At 65.2% G+C, this 15612-nt stretch carries 13 protein-coding genes and 1 tRNA gene; 4 read left to right on the top strand and 10 right to left on the bottom strand.

Annotated elements, in window-relative coordinates; translation table 11 throughout:
* Positions 1–143: 143 nt before the first annotated feature.
* Both I6J77_RS08190 and I6J77_RS08185 read right to left on the bottom strand, forming a co-directional pair.
* Entirely contained in the window at positions 144–440 is a 297-nt protein-coding gene (locus I6J77_RS08190) for a BrnA antitoxin family protein (protein ID WP_204111245.1), read from the bottom strand.
* Positions 424–708, bottom strand: a complete 285-nt coding sequence (locus I6J77_RS08185) for a BrnT family toxin (protein ID WP_204111244.1) — start codon at positions 706–708, stop codon at positions 424–426. The genes I6J77_RS08190 and I6J77_RS08185 overlap by 17 nt, the downstream gene beginning before the upstream one ends.
* Before the next feature lie 704 nt (positions 709–1412).
* On the opposite strand from I6J77_RS08185, the gene I6J77_RS08180 reads away from it, so the two are divergent.
* The 3 genes from I6J77_RS08180 (at position 1413) to I6J77_RS08170 (ending at position 3791) form a co-directional block, all read left to right on the top strand.
* Positions 1413–2162, top strand: coding sequence for a DUF5343 domain-containing protein (locus tag I6J77_RS08180; RefSeq protein WP_204111243.1), 750 nt, complete (start codon positions 1413–1415; stop codon positions 2160–2162).
* A gap of 500 nt (positions 2163–2662) precedes the next feature.
* The gene (locus tag I6J77_RS08175; RefSeq protein ID WP_204111242.1) at positions 2663–2941 is read left to right on the top strand and encodes a hypothetical protein; all 279 of its coding nucleotides are present in this window, start codon (positions 2663–2665) and stop codon (positions 2939–2941) included.
* An 88-nt stretch (positions 2942–3029) separates the two neighbouring features.
* Positions 3030–3791, top strand: a complete 762-nt coding sequence (locus I6J77_RS08170; RefSeq protein WP_204111241.1) for a hypothetical protein — start codon at positions 3030–3032, stop codon at positions 3789–3791.
* Positions 3792–3912: 121 nt separating this feature from the next.
* Here the strand turns inward: I6J77_RS08170 and I6J77_RS08165 are convergent.
* From I6J77_RS08165 to I6J77_RS08145, 5 genes are all read right to left on the bottom strand, one after another.
* Positions 3913–4002, bottom strand: a tRNA-Ser gene (locus tag I6J77_RS08165).
* A gap of 543 nt (positions 4003–4545) precedes the next feature.
* On the bottom strand, positions 4546–4929 hold the full coding sequence (locus I6J77_RS08160) for an LrgA (protein ID WP_204111240.1): 384 nt from the start codon (positions 4927–4929) through the stop codon (positions 4546–4548).
* Positions 4926–6206 (bottom strand): serine--tRNA ligase, encoded by a 1281-nt coding sequence (gene serS / locus I6J77_RS08155; RefSeq protein WP_204111239.1) that lies wholly within the window; start codon positions 6204–6206, stop codon positions 4926–4928. The genes I6J77_RS08160 and serS overlap by 4 nt, the downstream gene beginning before the upstream one ends.
* Before the next feature lie 243 nt (positions 6207–6449).
* On the bottom strand, positions 6450–7028 hold the full coding sequence (locus tag I6J77_RS08150) for a hypothetical protein (protein WP_204111238.1): 579 nt from the start codon (positions 7026–7028) through the stop codon (positions 6450–6452).
* Between the two features lie 78 nt (positions 7029–7106).
* Entirely contained in the window at positions 7107–8462 is a 1356-nt protein-coding gene (locus I6J77_RS08145; protein WP_304627171.1) for a replication-associated recombination protein A, read from the bottom strand.
* Between the two features lie 189 nt (positions 8463–8651).
* Between I6J77_RS08145 and I6J77_RS08140 the strand changes: the two genes are divergently transcribed.
* Positions 8652–11687 (top strand): ligand-binding sensor domain-containing diguanylate cyclase, encoded by a 3036-nt coding sequence (locus tag I6J77_RS08140; RefSeq protein ID WP_204111237.1) that lies wholly within the window; start codon positions 8652–8654, stop codon positions 11685–11687.
* A 77-nt stretch (positions 11688–11764) separates the two neighbouring features.
* On the opposite strand, the gene I6J77_RS08135 is transcribed toward I6J77_RS08140, so the two are convergent.
* From I6J77_RS08135 to I6J77_RS08125, 3 genes are all read right to left on the bottom strand, one after another.
* Entirely contained in the window at positions 11765–12457 is a 693-nt protein-coding gene (locus I6J77_RS08135) for a YoaK family protein (protein WP_056719047.1), read from the bottom strand.
* A gap of 7 nt (positions 12458–12464) precedes the next feature.
* Entirely contained in the window at positions 12465–13124 is a 660-nt protein-coding gene (gene lolA, locus I6J77_RS08130) for an outer membrane lipoprotein chaperone LolA (protein WP_204111236.1), read from the bottom strand.
* Between the two features lie 134 nt (positions 13125–13258).
* On the bottom strand, positions 13259–15586 hold the full coding sequence (locus I6J77_RS08125) for a DNA translocase FtsK (RefSeq protein WP_204111235.1): 2328 nt from the start codon (positions 15584–15586) through the stop codon (positions 13259–13261).
* Positions 15587–15612 lie beyond the last annotated feature (26 nt).

Below are 15612 nucleotides of genomic sequence, written 5' to 3'. Positions count from 1 at the left end.
TCAAACTCGATCTCATCCACATGGGTCACGCGCATGGGTCACGCCCGCGACGTCGTTCGCCCATTTGTTCGTGATTTCCCGGACGGTCATGCAGGATGCTCCCCTGAACATGCCGCCGATAACGCTTTCAAGTTCGAAATGGATCAGCGGTGCGCGTCACTGTGCGCCGCCACGAAGCTGCGCAGCACATCGTTGATCCGCGTCTGGTAGCCCGTGCCGCCGCTCTTGAAGTAGTCCAGCACTTCCCGGTCAATGCGCAAGGTCACCTGCGCCTTGGGCTCGCTGCGCACGGGGCGATGCGTTGCCCAGAATTCCGGCGACAGGGCGGGAATGTCGCTGTAATCGATATCGACATCGGGCTTGTCCGCCACGGCCTGCAGACGCTTGCGCTGCGCGGTGGTCGGTTGTGTCGGGCGCTTGGGATCAAGTTTGTGCTTCATGATAGAAGGCTCGTTCCTGGGCATTGGCCTTGCGGGCCGAGATGATGCGGATGACTTCGCCGTGGATGCCGCGCTCGGTATGGGCCACCACCAACAACACCGGACTCACCCAACCGATACTCAGCCAACGCTCCTCGCCGTAGTCGTCACGATCATCGACCATGTCGATTCGTCCAGGATCGAGAAAAACGTACGCAGCATCCTCGAACGCGATGCCGTGCTTGCGCAGATTGAGTGCCGCCTTGGCGTCGTCCCACTCGAAGTCCATGTCCGTTGGCTTCTTGATGTGTGGTTACGGAATGTAGTTACACTTTGTGCAAGTGTCAAATTCCGGAAGCGGCGACGAGTGGGGTTATCACGTCCTTGCCCCAGCGGGTCAACAGAGACAAGGGGAACAGCGGAGAGTCAGGGCGACTTAATTTCCTCCGTCCCGTTTCTCGCTCCGCTGGCAGCACGTCGCCTCCGGGTGGATCGTCTGCCGAATCAAGGCTGAAATGCGCGAGAAGCAGGGCCTACGGCCTGATTCGCTGGCAGCCTCGTGACCGGGCACATCCAGACCTCCTTGGGTTGGCGACTCGCGCCGCGGTCACTGCTGGGCGAAGCGCCGCGGCACGCATTTCCGTAACGCATACGAGTTGCAGGGACGTAGCAGAGCGCATACTGGCATCGCATATAGCCTCGCATGAAACGCGGCATAGACAACGAAACCACCACTTCCGGGGAAAGGATCAGCAAGCAGGAGCTTGAAGAAGCATTTTCCTGACGTAGTTCAAGACTCAATATTTGAGACAAAACAATGCATCAACCTGTGCATAAGTCTATGCTATCTTTATGAATCAAATAGTTATGATGTAGTAATTACAATTAATTTCAGCATAAGTTGGTCTAGACCAAATTACGAAACAGGCGTTGCACGCCACATCAGAAAGGTATACTCTGCGCCAAAATCCACCCGCACCTGCGGAGGCGCTCGTGAACGACAAGGCAATCAAGCCCCCTTACACCTCCTACAAGAGCTTCGAGACGCTCATCGGGGAGCTGCGTTCCCACGAGGTGCTCCCGGACGTGATCGACCGTAGTCTGGGATTGCTTCGGAAGCGATCCGGGTCGGAGCAGGCGGCGCTCATCGCGGCCCTGAAGTGGTTCAAGCTGATCGACAACGACGGCGCGCGCACTGAGCGACTCGATAAGTATCTTGCTGCCGATGAGGCCGTGGCTAAGGCCATGCTCAAGACGATGATCGAGCAAAGCTACTCCGCGGTGACTGACGGCACGTTCAATCTGAAGTCGGCCACGACCCAGCAGATGACCGACAAATTCCGCGAGTACGAAATCTCGGGCTCAACGCTGAGCAAGTGCATCAGCTTCTTTTTGGCTGCCACTCGGGACGCGGGGATTCAAGTCAGCCCGCACGTCAAGGCGCCGACGGTTTCCCCGACTGCAAAGCGCAAAGCGAAGCCTAGCATCACGCCCCCGGCCGCGCTTGCCCAGCAGGAACCCGTCCATGGCACGCCGAAACATCACCAGAAGCCGTATGACGACTCGATGATCAGCATTCCGATCCCGATTGCCGGGAAGGACGGGGCGATCATCTTGCCGAAGGGCATGACGGACCGTCAGTGGATCTCCGTGGTGAAGATGATCGAGTTCATCATCAACAACTACAGGGAAACGATGGCCGAGGAAGCGGGGGCGGCGGACGCCGCGGAGGAACCGTCATGACATTAGACCGTGGCCGCCCGCTGACTACCGCCGTGGGTGGCCAAGACAAAGCAACGCCCCAACTCAAGTTCCCCGTCGCGAAACAGGCTTGAGTTGAGGCGCTAGGTAGGCAGAAACGCTGGTGCGGCTGGTTCGGAGTTGGAAACACCCCGGCAAGGGTGCCCACAACGGCGTTCCGAATCTCCGTACCGGCATCACGGCATGGCAGTTGAGGGTGTCCCTCTGCCGATTCCGCGGCCCGTACAACACAGGGAGTATACCCCCTGGGACCCGGAATTCCGATATCGCCCTCACAAACCCGGCTTGCAGGAGGACTTATGTCCCACGCCAAGGCGGTGCATGTGTGCGCGTATACCCGGGTCCGTAGGGGCCGTCTGGAGTACGTCTGTCAGCATTGGCGCAGCCTTCCGGGCTAAGCGCAGCACCCGGGAGGCGCCCTCGGTGCGCCCTCCCGTCTCTCTTGAGCGAGGACACCTCTTACAGGTCATCGGAGGTGATATATGACCCCTTCGGAAGATGAGAAGGCCGTGGCGCGGTGGATGCTTGATCAGTACCGGCGGCAGAACCGCTTGGTGCAGTCCTCTGCTGCGCGCGGCATCCGCATGACCTTCGGCGAACATCACGTCTACAAGAACCGCCAGCGAAACTGGGCAATCAACAAGGGAATCCTTGAGGAGTTCCGCAAGCTGACGCCTGACGACGTGGTCTGGAGTCGGAGTTCGCAGACGTGGCGGCAACGCCGCGAGTCTGATCCACCCGACAAGCGGATGGTTCGATAGTCGTAGCAGCTCGGCACCCTCATGGGTGCCGAGTTCTAATTTGCAGCCTTCGCCGATACGCGGGGCAACGTTCTCAGGTAGGTCGTACATGAATGCAGCTCATGGATTTACATTTGATCTTCCCCTGCTTCAAGCCGTAAGCGATTGGCAGCGCGGTGGTGGCGCGAAGCAGAATCGACGCCGCGGGGCGGAGTTAAAAGCAGCTTGTCAGAACCTGCCTTCGCAGTTCCGCGAAAGCGTCTTGGTGTGCCATAGACAGATTGCGCTTGTGAAGGGTGGCGTATGGGATTTGTTGGGCGAAAACCGCCTGCCCGAGAAAATTTCCTCGTGGACAACGGACCTCGAAATCGCCAAAGGCTTCAAAGGCGGCGTACCCCCTGAGGGACAGGGCTATCAGGGCGTCATTTTCTCCATCAAGCCGCCCGCCGGTAGCGTGATCGTCAACCTGCGCGAGTTGTACCAAGACCACGCTTTCCGTGATGCGATGGAACGGAACAAGTCCGTTATTGCTAATTATGCGAAGGGTGCGGGCTGCTACGGAGACAGCCAAAGCGAAGCTGTCCTAGAAATCGACAAGCTGGAACGGGAGGATATCTATTCGGTGGGCGGACACTCCAGCCCGTTTGAGGAGCTTGTCGCCGAAGCCGCGAAAATCTACTACGGCACTGCCAGCGTGACTCAAAAACAGTACGAAGCACTTTTGTTGAGGGTCGGGCACACCCGCGACGTCGCAGGTCCGCGCTGGCTCAATCCCGAGGCAACGCAGCGGGTCTTGCAAAGGACAGCGCCCCACGCCGAAAGGCTACGCGAAGCGAAGAAGCTTCAAGACCAAATGGCCCGTGGGCCATGAAGCAAAAGGCCGCCTCAAGGGTGGCCTTCTCGCCCACACAGCCCAGCACATCAGGCGTAGTAGGTCTTTTAGTAGGGTAGTTCCGGAACTGCTTGGCCGGAGCCACTACCTATTGGATAACTGGCGGAGAGAGTGGGATTCGAACCCACGGTAGGCTTGCACCTACGGCAGTTTTCAAGACTGCTGCCTTAAACCACTCGGCCATCTCTCCATAAACTTGTTGTCTGCTGCAAGGCGCGCGTTGCGCGCCACTACGGCAGTTTTGTTCCGGGCATCCTGCCCTCCACCCCTTCGGGGCCAGCGGCTGCGCCGCTGTTCGCTTCGGCTTCCTGCCTCCGCGTCAAGACTGCTGCCTTAAACCACTCGGCCATCTCTCCAGAACTCGTTGTCCTGCGCAAGGCGCGCTCCGCGCGCCACTACGGCAGTTTTGTTCCGGGCATCCTGCCCTCCCCCCCTTCGGGGCCAGCAGCTCCGCCGCTGTCCGCTTCGGCTTCCTGCCTCCGCGTCAAGACTGCTGCCTTAAACCACTCGGCCATCTCTCCAGAACTCGTTGTACTGACGAGGCGCGCGTTGCGCGCCACTACGGCAGTTTTGCTACGGGCATCCTGCCCTCCACCCCTTCGGGGCCAGCGGCTTTGCCGCTGTTCGCTTCGGCTTCCTGCCTCCGCGTCAAGACTGCTGTCTTAAACCGCTCGGCCATCTCTCCATAAATCTGTCACCAGCAGGTTGCTCTGCCGGCAAGCGTGCAAGCTTATCAGGAACCCAGCGGCGGACCACCGCTACGGCCCTTTTTCGACAGCGCCATCAAGCACCCCACCAGGATCGCCACCGGAATCAGCGCCCCCAGCAGCGGGAACAGCAGCACCGGTTCGCGAATGACCATCGGCACCAGTTGGGTGGCGCTGGCGAAGGCGATGATGCACAGGCGCAGGCGGCGGTTGTGGCGGGCGAACCAGAAGCTGCCGATGACCAGCAGCAGCGCGATGATCGACAGTGCCAGGTCGATCTTCGGCATCTGCCATACGCCATCGAAACCGAGGCGCATGCCGAGGACCGAGAGCAGCACCAGCATCAGGAAGTAGCTGGTGTAGAACTCGACCTTGTCCCACTTGCCAGCCGATGCGACCACGGTGTTCACGCGATGCGATCCAGCCCGGCCATGTACGGGCGCAGCACTTCGGGCACGGTGATCGAGCCGTCGGCGTTCTGGTTGTTTTCCATCACGGCGATCAGGGTGCGGCCGATGGCGAGGCCGGAGCCGTTCAAGGTGTGCACGAGTTCGGGCTTGCCGGTTTCCGCGTTGCGCACGCGGGCCTGCAAGCGGCGGGCCTGGAAGTCTTCGCAGTTGGAGCAGCTGGAGATTTCGCGGTAGGTCTGCTGGCTGGGCAGCCACACTTCGAGGTCGTAGGTCTTGACCGCGGTGAAGCCCATGTCGCCGCTGCACAACAGCATCTTGCGGTACGGCAGGCCGAGTTTCTGCAGCACGGTTTCGGCGTGGCCGACCATCTCTTCGAGCTGCGCGTGCGACTGGTCGGCGCGGGCGATGTGCACCATCTCGACTTTTTCGAACTGGTGCTGGCGGATCATGCCGCGGGTGTCGCGGCCGTAGCTGCCGGCCTCGGCACGGAAGCACAGGGTGTGCGCGGTCATCCGCAGCGGCAGCGCGTCGGCGTCCTGGATGGTGTCGCGCACCAGGTTGGTCAGCGAGACTTCGGCGGTGGGGATCAGGTAGCGCCTGGTCTCGCCCACTTCGGTGGCGAACAGGTCTTCCTCGAACTTCGGCAGCTGGCCGGTGCCCTGCATGCTGTCGGCGTTGACGATCACCGGCACGTTGCATTCGAGGTAGCCGTGCTCGCCGGTGTGCAGATCGAGCATGAACTGACCGAGCGCGCGGTGCAGGTGCGCCAGCTGGCCGCGCAGCACGGTGAAGCGCGCGCCGGACAACTTGGCACCGGCATCGCCGTCGAGCCAGCCATGGGTTTCGCCCAGCTCGACGTGGTCTTTCACCGCGAAGTCGAACGTGCGCGGCGTGCCCCAGCGGCTGGTTTCGACGTTGCCGTGTTCGTCCTTGCCGATCGGCACCGACTCATGCGGGATGTTCGGGATGCCCAGCGCGATGTCGGCGAGTTTCGCCTGCACCTCGGCCAGCGCCTGTTCGTTGGCCTTGAGCTTGTCGCCGATGCCGGCGACTTCCGCCATCAGCGGCGCCACATCTTCGCCCTTGCTTTTTGCCTGGCCGATCGCCTTGGAGCGGGTGTTGCGCAGGTTCTGCAGTTCCTGCGTTTCCATCGCCAGCTGCTTGCGGCTGTTCTCCAGCGCCTCGACCGCGGTGACGTCCAGTGTGTAGCCACGGGTTTCGGCGAGGCGTGCGGCGGTTTCGGCGAGGCGCGAACGCAGCAGGGAGGGATCCAGCATGAGCGAAGTCCGGGTGAAGGCTTGAACCGGGAATTATCGCTGGGGGGTGGTGGTGGCTGCAATGTAGCGCGGGTTGGCGTGGGGGTTTTGCGCGGGTGCGGAGCTCAGGTTTTTGGCTTGGGGCCTCAAGCGTGCGTTGGGCGGCTGCTTGATTTCGTGGGGGCTTCACCCCTCCCCGGCCCTCCCCTGCTGCACGCAGGGGAGGGGGAATACCGGCTCCGCGACTGAGATGCAGGCGGCTTTTTAGCTGGCCAGCTTGCGTTCGCTGCGGCCCAGCCACCAGGCCATCGCGGCGCCGGCGAGCAGCCAGCCGACGAGTTGTTCGACCAGGGCGGCCAGGGTGAAGTCGAGCGGGAAGCGGTACCAGTTCCAGTACGGCAGCATCGTGCTCAGCCAGGCGAACACGGCGGCGGTGGCCGCCACGCCGATGCGCCGGCGAAAGCCCAGTCCGGCCAGTCCGAGGATGCAGGCCAGCGCCAGCGCGGCGAGCGTGTCGGATGCCCATTGCCGTCCGATTTGCGGGCCCATCTGCATCATGTCGTCGCCTTGCGGCAGGTAGACCACCCACGCATACGGCGAGGTTGCGGCCTTGGCCGAGTAGGCCTTGATCACCGCCTCGTCGCCCATCTGCTTCGGGTCCAGCGACGGCAGGATGTAGACGCCGGGCTGGTTGCCCAGCCCTTCGTGCAGGCTGTTCAACACCACGTTCTCGTTGGCCGGCAACTGGATGCCGACGTTGCCCAGCCCCAGCGCCATGTGCGCCAGCACGCCCCATACGAAGATCACGATGCCACCGATCAGACCCGCCACGAGTACGCGCATGGTTCACCCCTCCCCGGTTGACGGGTCGAATCTATGCCGGGCATCGCGGCAACGGCAAGGGAGCGTGCAGCAGCGGAATCAGCCGCCGCGGGCTTTTTCGCGGGCGGCGCGCAGGGCCAGCAGTTTTTCGCGCAGTTGCAGTTCCAGGCCACGTTCGACCGGTTCGTAGAACACGCTGCCGACCAGCTCGTCGGGCAGGCATTGCTGGTCCAGTGCGATGCCGCCTTCGGCGTCGTGGTCGTACTGGTAGCCCTTGCCGTAACCCATGCCCTTCATCAGTTTCGTCGGCGCGTTGCGGAGGTGCATTGGCACTTCCAGCGTGCCACCCTGGCGCACCGCGTCGCGAGCCTTGTTGTAGGCCATGTAGGCCGCGTTGCTCTTGGGCGAGATGGCCAGCCAGATCGCCAGCTGGGCCAGGCCCAGCTCGCCTTCGGGGCTGCCCAGGCGTTCGTAGGTATCCCACGCGTCCAGCGCCATGCGCCAGGCCCGCGGTTCGGCCAGGCCCACGTCTTCGACCGCCATGCGGGTCATCCGGCGCGCGAGGTACAGCGGGTCGACGCCACCGTCGAGCATGCGGCACAGCCAGTACACGGCGGCGTCGGGGTCGGACGAGCGCACGGATTTGTGCAGCGCCGAGATCTGGTCGTAGAACTGCTCGCCCTGCTTGTCGAAGCGGCGGGTGCGGTCGGCCAGCACCTGGCTCAGCGTGGCTTCGTCGATGGTGCGCTCGTGGGCGAGCTCGGCGGCGATTTCCAGCAGGGTCAGCGCGCGGCGCACGTCGCCGTCGGCGGCCTGGGCGATCGACTCCAGCGAGGTGTCGGACACCTGCAACTGCAGCTCGCCGAGGCCGCGCTCGCTGTCGGCCAGCGCGCGTTTCAGCGCGGCGATGATGTCGGCGGTGGAGACCGGCTCCAGCACGTGCACGCGGCAGCGCGACAGCAGCGCGGAGTTCAGTTCGAACGAGGGATTCTCGGTGGTGGCGCCGATGAAGATGATCACGCCGCGTTCGATGTGCGGCAGGAACGCATCCTGCTGGGTCTTGTTGAAGCGGTGCACCTCGTCGACGAACAGCACGGTGCGCCGCCCCTGGGCGAAGTTCACCTCGGCCTCGGCCAGCGCCTTGCGCACGTCCGGCAGGCCCGAGAGCACGGCCGAGATCGCGCGGAAATCCGCATCGGCGTAGCGCGCCACCAGCAGCGCCAGCGTGGTCTTGCCGCAGCCGGGCGGCCCCCACAGCACCATCGAGTGGATCTTGCCGGCCTCCAGCGCGCGGCGCAGCGCCTTGTCCGGGCCGACCAGGCGCTGCTGGCCCACGATTTCGTCGATGCTGGTGGGGCGCATGCGCTCGGCCAGCGGCTTGAGCGCGTCGGGTTCGGCGAACAGGCCGGGGCTGGCGGGGGGATGGGGACGTGGCATCGGGTCATGATAAGGCATCGCCCCGCCACCGCCCCGATGCCGGGAACCTCGCAAAATACCGCTAGAATGGCGGCACCTTGCGGCTCGTGTCCGCACGGACGAGCCGGGGGGCGGGATGAAGTCGGGTACAGGGGCGTCGTGCGAACGGGCAATCTGGCGGGTCGGCGCAAGCGGCGCCTGCCTGCCATGCAATCTGTTTGATCCGTGATGCGATTGGCCAGCCAGTGGCGCGTCGCGGCAAGCCTGGCCGGGCTGCTGCTGTGCCTGTTGATGGCATTCGCCCCGGCCCGGGCCAGCGGCACCGACCCCTGGTCGCCGTTCGATGCGCCATGGTTCAGCACGCTGGACATCGCCGAAGGCATTCCGCACTCCACCACCACGGCCGTGGTGCAGGATCGCAGCGGACTGATCTGGATCGGCACCATCGGCGGGCTGGTCCGCTACGACGGGTACCGCATCGAGGTGCTGGGCACCCGCAGCAACAACAGCCCCGGCCTGCCCGACAACTATGTGCGTTCGCTGTACGCGTTGCCCGACGGCGGCCTGCTGATCGGCACCAACGCGGGCGGCCTGGTCCGGTTCGACCCCAGCGACAACAGCTTCAAGGTGTATCCGGTCGGTCCGCAGGGGCTGTCCGATCACAAGGTCTACGCGATCAGCAGCGATCGCGCCGGTGGCGTCTGGGTCGCCACCGAGGGCGGGCTTGACCACCTGGACCTGGCCAGCGGCGCCATTCGCCGCGTCGACACCGGCAAGGCGACGGCGGCGCGCAATTTCAGCGTGCTGCAGGATCGCGACGGCAACGTCTGGCTGGGCAACAACAACGGCCTGTTCGTGCGCCGTGCCGGTAGCGACACCTTCGTTCGCGAGGCCTCCACCGACCAGGACGCCGGCACCGTGCTGGGCGACCAGATATGGAGCATCCTGCAGGATCGCGCCGGGCGATTGTGGGTGGGCAGCGTGCAGGCCGGCGCAGCCTGGCGCGACGCTGACGGCCACTGGCACGGCGTGCCCGGATTCAGCGGCTACGCCAACGGTGCACGCCACCCCACCGTGCGCGACATGCTGGAGGTGGCCGACGACAAGGTGTGGATCGCCACCGACGGCAACGGCGTCATCGAATACACGCCCGGCAATCCCGCCACCCACGCGATCGCCCACGATCCGGCAGTGCATTCATCGCTGCCGGGCGACTCGGTGCGGTCGCTGCTGCTCGATCGTGCCGGCAACCTGTGGGCCGCCACCGACCTGGGCGTGGCGCGTACGCACCGGGGCATCCATACCGCGTTCTCGCTGCTGCCCTCGCCGCTGGACCCGAACGCGCTGAGCACCTCCAACGTGCGCGCGATCTTCGTCGACAGCCGCGGCCGCATCTGGCTGGGGCTCGGCGCCGGGCACATCGACATCATCGACCTGAAAGCCGGCCGCATGAATCACCTGCGCCTGGCTGGCAGCCAGCTCCAGCGCGGCGTGCACAGCATCACCGAGGCTGCCGACGGCTCGATCCTGGTCGGCACGCAAGGCCTGGCGAGGATTGATCCCGATACGCTGGCGATCGAGAACTCGATCGTGCCGGAGCTGCACGACAAGCCCGTACTGGGCCTGAAGCCGGACGGCGAGAAGGTGGTGATCGGCACCTACGACGGCATCTATCGCTACGACCCGCGCACGCATGCGCTGGAACATCTCGGCCACCATGCCGGCGATCCGGCCAGCCTGGCCAGCAACACGGTGCGCGAGATCGTGCGCACGGGCAGCGAGTGGTGGTACGCCACCAGTCGCGGCATCAGCATCGCCCGCGGCAACAGCCTGCCCACCAGCTTCACCAATCTGCTGCACCGTCGCGGCGACCCCACCAGCCTGCCGCAGGACTACATCAGCTCGCTGATGTCCGCTGCGGACGGACGCGTGTGGGCCAGCACGCTGGGCGGACTCAGCGTGCTGCACCAGCAGGACGACGGCACCTGGAGCGCGCGGACCATCGGCACCGGCGATGGCCTGTCCAGCGACAACGTCAACACCGTGCTGGCCGATGACGGCGGACAGATCTGGGCCAGTCTTTCCAACGGCGTGGCGCGGGTCGACAGCCAGACCCTGGCGGTGGCCAACCTCGGCGCCCGCGACGGCCTGCACATCGCCAGCTACGTCAGCATCGCCGCCGCCCGCGCACCCACCGGCGAACTGCTGTTCGGCGGCCAGGCCGGACTCACCGTGATCCGCCCGCACTGGCAGCCGCCGGCCAGCGCGCTGGCTCCGCTGGCGATCACCCGCGCCGAGGTCAACGGTGTGCTGGTGCCGTTCGGCAAGCTGCCCGGCGATGGCGGCAGCATTCGGCTCGACGGCGACACCCACAACCTGCGCCTGAACTTCGCCCTGCTCGACTACCAGGCCGCGATGGAGACGACGTATCGCTACCGCCTGGAAGGTTTCGACCAGAGCTGGACCGACATCCCCAAGGGCAGCGCGCCCAGCGCCAACTACACCAACCTGCCCCACGGCAGTTACCGACTGCGCCTGGTGGCGACCACCCAGGGCCTGCAGCCACGAACGGCCGAAACGCAACTGACGGTGCTGGTCAGCCCGTACTGGTACGAGACCACGCGTACCCGGATCGCCGCCGCCATCCTGCTTTTGGGGCTGATCGTGCTGCTGGTGCACCTGCGCACGCTCTACCTGCGGCATCAGGCGCGCCGGCTGCAGCGCGAGATCGACGAACATACGCAGGCGCTGCTGGCCGCCAATCGACGACTCGACGAACTGGCCAGCACCGACGGGCTGACCGGCGTCTTCAACCGCCGGCGCTTCCTGGAACTGGTGCGCACGCTCAGCGAGAAATCACCCGACGGCGTCGCCTGCATGGCCCTGTTCGACCTGGATCGCTTCAAGCTGATCAACGACACGCACGGTCACCAGGCCGGCGACACGGTGATCTGCCAGGCGGTCGAGGTGATCAGGCGGCATTGCCGACACACCGACCTGATCGGACGCTACGGCGGCGAGGAATTCGTGCTGTGCCTGCCCGATACCCACCTGCAGCAGGCGCACGAGATCATCGAACGCATCCGCGTCGAACTGGCCGGCATGATCCTGGTCCACGACGGCTCGCCGGTGATGGTGACGGCCAGCATCGGCATCGCCCAGCGGCAGCCGCATGAAGCCTTCGAATCGTGGTTGTCGCGCACCGACAAGGCGCTGTACCAGGCCAAGCGCAACGGCCGCAACTGCTGCGCCCTGGCCAGCTGAAAGCTGGCCAGGATCAGCGACCACCCGACTGAAAGCGGACCAGGATTAGCAACTGCCCAGTTGAAAGCCGGCCTCGATCAGCCGACGCCGGCGCGCCGTTCCATGCTGATCCGGTACTGGCGGTAGATGCTGTAGCCCAGGCCGCACAGGCCGGTCAGCGCCGCCGGCACCAGCAAGGTGCGCTCCTGCATCAGCTTGAACAGCAGCGCGCCGGCCGCGCCGCCGAGGGTGAAGGCGGTGACCACCAGCACGCAGACGCGGATGCGCAAGGTATCGACCTGCAGGCCGCGCAGGCGTTGCCCGATGTAGATGCCCAGGTCGGTGAACATGCCCGACACGTGGGTGGTACGGAACACCATGCCGCTATACGTGCTGGCCATGCCGTTCTGCAGGCCGATGGCGATCGATGCCAGGTAGATTCCCGCCGGATTGCCGCGGGTCATCAGGGGCACGGCGGCAAACAGCAGCAGCGACTCCAGTACCAGCGCCAGTCCGTAGCGCCGGCCGAGCTTGAGCGTGTGCTGCTGCACGATGATCCCGCTGAGCACGGCACCGAAAACGAAGGCCGCGACCGACAATCCCCAGTGCACGATTTCGGGTCCATCGGCGGTGCCCAGCGATGCGCCCAGCAGGGTCGTCGATCCGGTCAGGTTGGTGATCGCCTGGTGGCGGAAGCCGAGGTAGCCGGCCGCATTGACGATGCCGGCAATGAAGGCCAGCACGCCGCCGCCCACCCAGGCCCAACCCGGCAACTGGCGCAGGACGGGCATCGGCGGATCAGTCTTTCAGCGGCTGGGTGGTGATCACCGGCAGGTCGCCGATCACGTCGGCGCCCTTCGGCGGCACGAAGTTGAAGGTGGCCGGGGGGATCGGTGCGTTGCGCTGCCAGTTGGAAAAGCGGATGTCGGTGGTGGAACCGAGCTGGTCGCGGAACGTCATGCGGGCCAGGCCATTGGCGTCGAAGCCGAGATCGGCGTAGTCGAACTGCGGGTCCTTCGCGGTGGAGCTGAGCCGCAGCCAGACCAGGCCATCATGCTCGCCCTGCTCGACGACCTTGAAGTCCTTGTCCATCTGCTTGAGGTCGGTCAGCACGGTGAGCGGGCTGTGCGACTCCTCGCTGCTCTGGATGCGCACGGTCACCTGCTCCAGCTCCGGGTCGTACAGCCATACCCGGCTGCCATCGGCGACGATGGTCTGCTGGTACGGCTTGACCGTGTCCCAGCGGAACTGCCGCGGCGCCTGCAAGGCCAGCGTGCCAGAGCTGTTCTTGCTGGCGCTGCCGTTGATGTCGGTCAGGGTCTGGCTGAAATTGCCGGTCAGCGAATGCAGGCCGGTGGCAAAGGCATCCAGCCGTGCCCGCGCCGGGCCGGTGGCGGCCTGCGCCGCGGCACTCAGCAACAACGCGGCAGCGGACAGGACGAGCATGAAGCGTTTCATCGGATTCCCCGAGAATGGCGATGGAATGAATTGTGGACAGTCCCGGCTTAACCGATCCGTAGGGCGGGCACTGCCCGCCGCTTTTGCCGCGTCGAAAAAGAAAGCAGAAACCGGCGGGCGATGCCCGCCCTACGTCAGTTCTTCGGCGGTGGCGGCGCCAGCACTTCGCGGTTGCCATTGTGCTGCGGCGCACTGACCACGCCGTCCTGCTCCATCTGCTCGACCAGTCGCGCGGCCCGGTTGTAGCCGATGCGCAGATGCCGCTGCACGCCGGAGATCGAGGCGCGCCGCGTCTGCGTGACCACGGCCACCGCCTTGTCGTACAGCTGGGTGTCGGCATCGCCGCCTTCCTCGCCTTCCTGCGGCAGGCCGGAGTCGTTGATGAACTTGCCGTCGCTGGTGGCCTGCACTTCTTCCAGCACGCCCTCGATGTAGTTCGGCGCGCCCTGCGAGCGCAACCAGTTGACCACGCCATGCACCTCGTGGTCGTCGACGAAGGCGCCGTGCACGCGCTCGGGCGTGGCGGTGCCCGGCGGCAGGTAGAGCATGTCGCCGTGACCGAGCAGCGCTTCGGCGCCGGACTGGTCGAGGATGGTGCGCGAGTCGATCTTGCTCGACACCTGGAACGCGATGCGGGTGGGGATGTTGGCCTTGATCAGGCCGGTGATCACGTCCACCGACGGACGCTGGGTGGCCAGGATCAGGTGCACACCGGCGGCGCGCGCCTTCTGCGCCAGGCGGGCGATCAGCTCCTCCACCTTCTTGCCGACGATCATCATCATGTCGGCGAACTCGTCGATGATGATCACGATGTACGGCAGCGGCTCCAGCGGCTCGGCCGCCAGGTTCGGCATTTCCGGGTTGGGCCGGAACAAGGGGTCCAGCAGCGGCTGGCCGGCGTTCTCGGCGTCCTTCACCTTCTTGTTGAAGCCGGCTAGGTTGCGCACGCCCACGGCGGCCATCAGCTTGTAGCGGCGTTCCATCTCGGCCACGCACCAGCGCAACGCGTTGGCCGCTTCCTTCATGTCGGTGACCACCGGCGCCAGCAGGTGCGGGATGCCCTCGTACACCGAGAGCTCCAGCATCTTCGGGTCGATCATGATCATCCGCACGTCCTTGGGGCTGGCCTTGTACAGCAGGCTCAGCACCATCGCGTTGACCGCCACCGACTTGCCGGAACCGGTGGTGCCGGCCACCAGCAGATGCGGCATCTTGCCCAGGTCGACCACGATGGGTTTCCCGCCGATGTCCTTGCCCAGCGCCAGTGCCAGCGGCGACTTCAGCTGGTCGTACTTGTCCGAACGCAGGATCTCGGAGAGGTAGACGATCTGCTTGTGCGTGTTGGGGATCTCCAGGCCGATCACGTTCTTGCCGGGGATCACGTCGACCACGCGCACGCTGACCACGGACAGCCCGCGGGCGATGTCCTTGTCCAGGCTCGACACCTGCGAGCCGCGGATGCCGGGCGCCGGCTCCATCTCGAAACGGGTGATCACCGGGCCGGGATAGGCGCCGACCACCTTCACGTCGATCCGGAAGTCCTTCAGCTTGAACTCGACCTGGCGCGAGAGCACCTCGAGGGTTTCCTCGGAATAACCTGGCCCTTGGGGCGGCGCCTCGTCCAGCAGCGACAGCGGCGGCAACTCGCCCGGCGTGGCGGCGCCGACGAACAGCGGGATCTGCGTTTCCAGCCGGGCCCGTTCGCTGCGCGTCACCGGCGCGGGGGGCGCCTCGATGCGCACCGGCTCGCGCCTGGCCTGGCGCACCGCGTCGGCCTTCTTCACCACTTCGCGTTCGGTGCGCGCCTGCCGCGCGGCCATCGCCTGCGGCGCCTCGCGCAGCTTGCCGCGCAGCCAGCCGGCCAGCCTCAGCACGCCCTGCCCGGTCCAGTCCATCACGCGGAACCAGGACAGCCCGGTGGCCAGGGTCACGGCGATCAGGAACAGCGCCAGCAACAGCAGCGGCGCGCCCTTGTCGCCGAACGCGCTGAGCAGCGCATCGCCGACCCACACGCCGATGATGCCGCCCACGCCCTGGGGCAGCACCGGTTCGTCATGGAAATTCAGATAGAGCAGCGCCGGCCCGGTGATGAAAAAGAACACGAAGCCGATCAGCCGCAGCGCCGGTTCCCACGGATGCACCACCCGTTCGTCGGCGCGCTGGCGCAGTACCTGCACGCCCAGCAACAGCAGCAGCAGCGGGAAGCAGTAGGCCACCAGGCCGAAGATCCAGCGCAGCAGGTCGGCGATGTACGCGCCGACGGTGCCGCCGAAATTGTGCGCATGCTCCAGCTGGCCCGCATTGGTCCAGCTGGGGTCATGCGGGTTGTAGCTGAACAGGCATACCAGCAGGTATACCGCCAGCGGCAGCAGCAGCAGGGCGCCGGCTTCACGCAGCCGGCGCTTCAGCTCCTCGCTGAGGCCTTCCCTCGGTTTTTGCTTCACGTTTGCGCTTCGCGCCACCTTGGGTGCCCCCTTCCTGACTGCCA

It is taken from the genome of Rhodanobacter sp. FDAARGOS 1247, from assembly GCF_016889805.1.
In the GTDB taxonomy this organism is placed as follows: Bacteria; Pseudomonadota; Gammaproteobacteria; order Xanthomonadales; family Rhodanobacteraceae; genus Rhodanobacter.
The sequence above is the reverse complement of the archived record's forward strand: the minus strand, read 5'-3'. Positions and strand labels throughout refer to the sequence as shown.

Bases quoted from the DNA above. Each gene is read 5' to 3' on its own strand.
- I6J77_RS08190 (WP_204111245.1), bottom strand. From the start codon at position 440: ATGAAGCACAAACTTGATCCCAAGCGCCCGACACAACCGACCACCGCG.
- I6J77_RS08185 (WP_204111244.1), bottom strand. From the start codon at position 708: ATGGACTTCGAGTGGGACGACGCCAAGGCGGCACTCAATCTGCGCAAG.
- I6J77_RS08175 (WP_204111242.1), top strand. From the start codon at position 2,663: ATGACCCCTTCGGAAGATGAGAAGGCCGTGGCGCGGTGGATGCTTGAT.
- I6J77_RS08170 (WP_204111241.1), top strand. From the start codon at position 3,030: ATGAATGCAGCTCATGGATTTACATTTGATCTTCCCCTGCTTCAAGCC.
- serS (WP_204111239.1), bottom strand. From the start codon at position 6,206: ATGCTGGATCCCTCCCTGCTGCGTTCGCGCCTCGCCGAAACCGCCGCA.
- I6J77_RS08150 (WP_204111238.1), bottom strand. From the start codon at position 7,028: ATGCGCGTACTCGTGGCGGGTCTGATCGGTGGCATCGTGATCTTCGTA.
- I6J77_RS08145 (WP_304627171.1), bottom strand. From the start codon at position 8,462: ATGCCTTATCATGACCCGATGCCACGTCCCCATCCCCCCGCCAGCCCC.
- I6J77_RS08140 (WP_204111237.1), top strand. From the start codon at position 8,652: ATGCGATTGGCCAGCCAGTGGCGCGTCGCGGCAAGCCTGGCCGGGCTG.
- I6J77_RS08135 (WP_056719047.1), bottom strand. From the start codon at position 12,457: ATGCCCGTCCTGCGCCAGTTGCCGGGTTGGGCCTGGGTGGGCGGCGGC.
- lolA (WP_204111236.1), bottom strand. From the start codon at position 13,124: ATGAAACGCTTCATGCTCGTCCTGTCCGCTGCCGCGTTGTTGCTGAGT.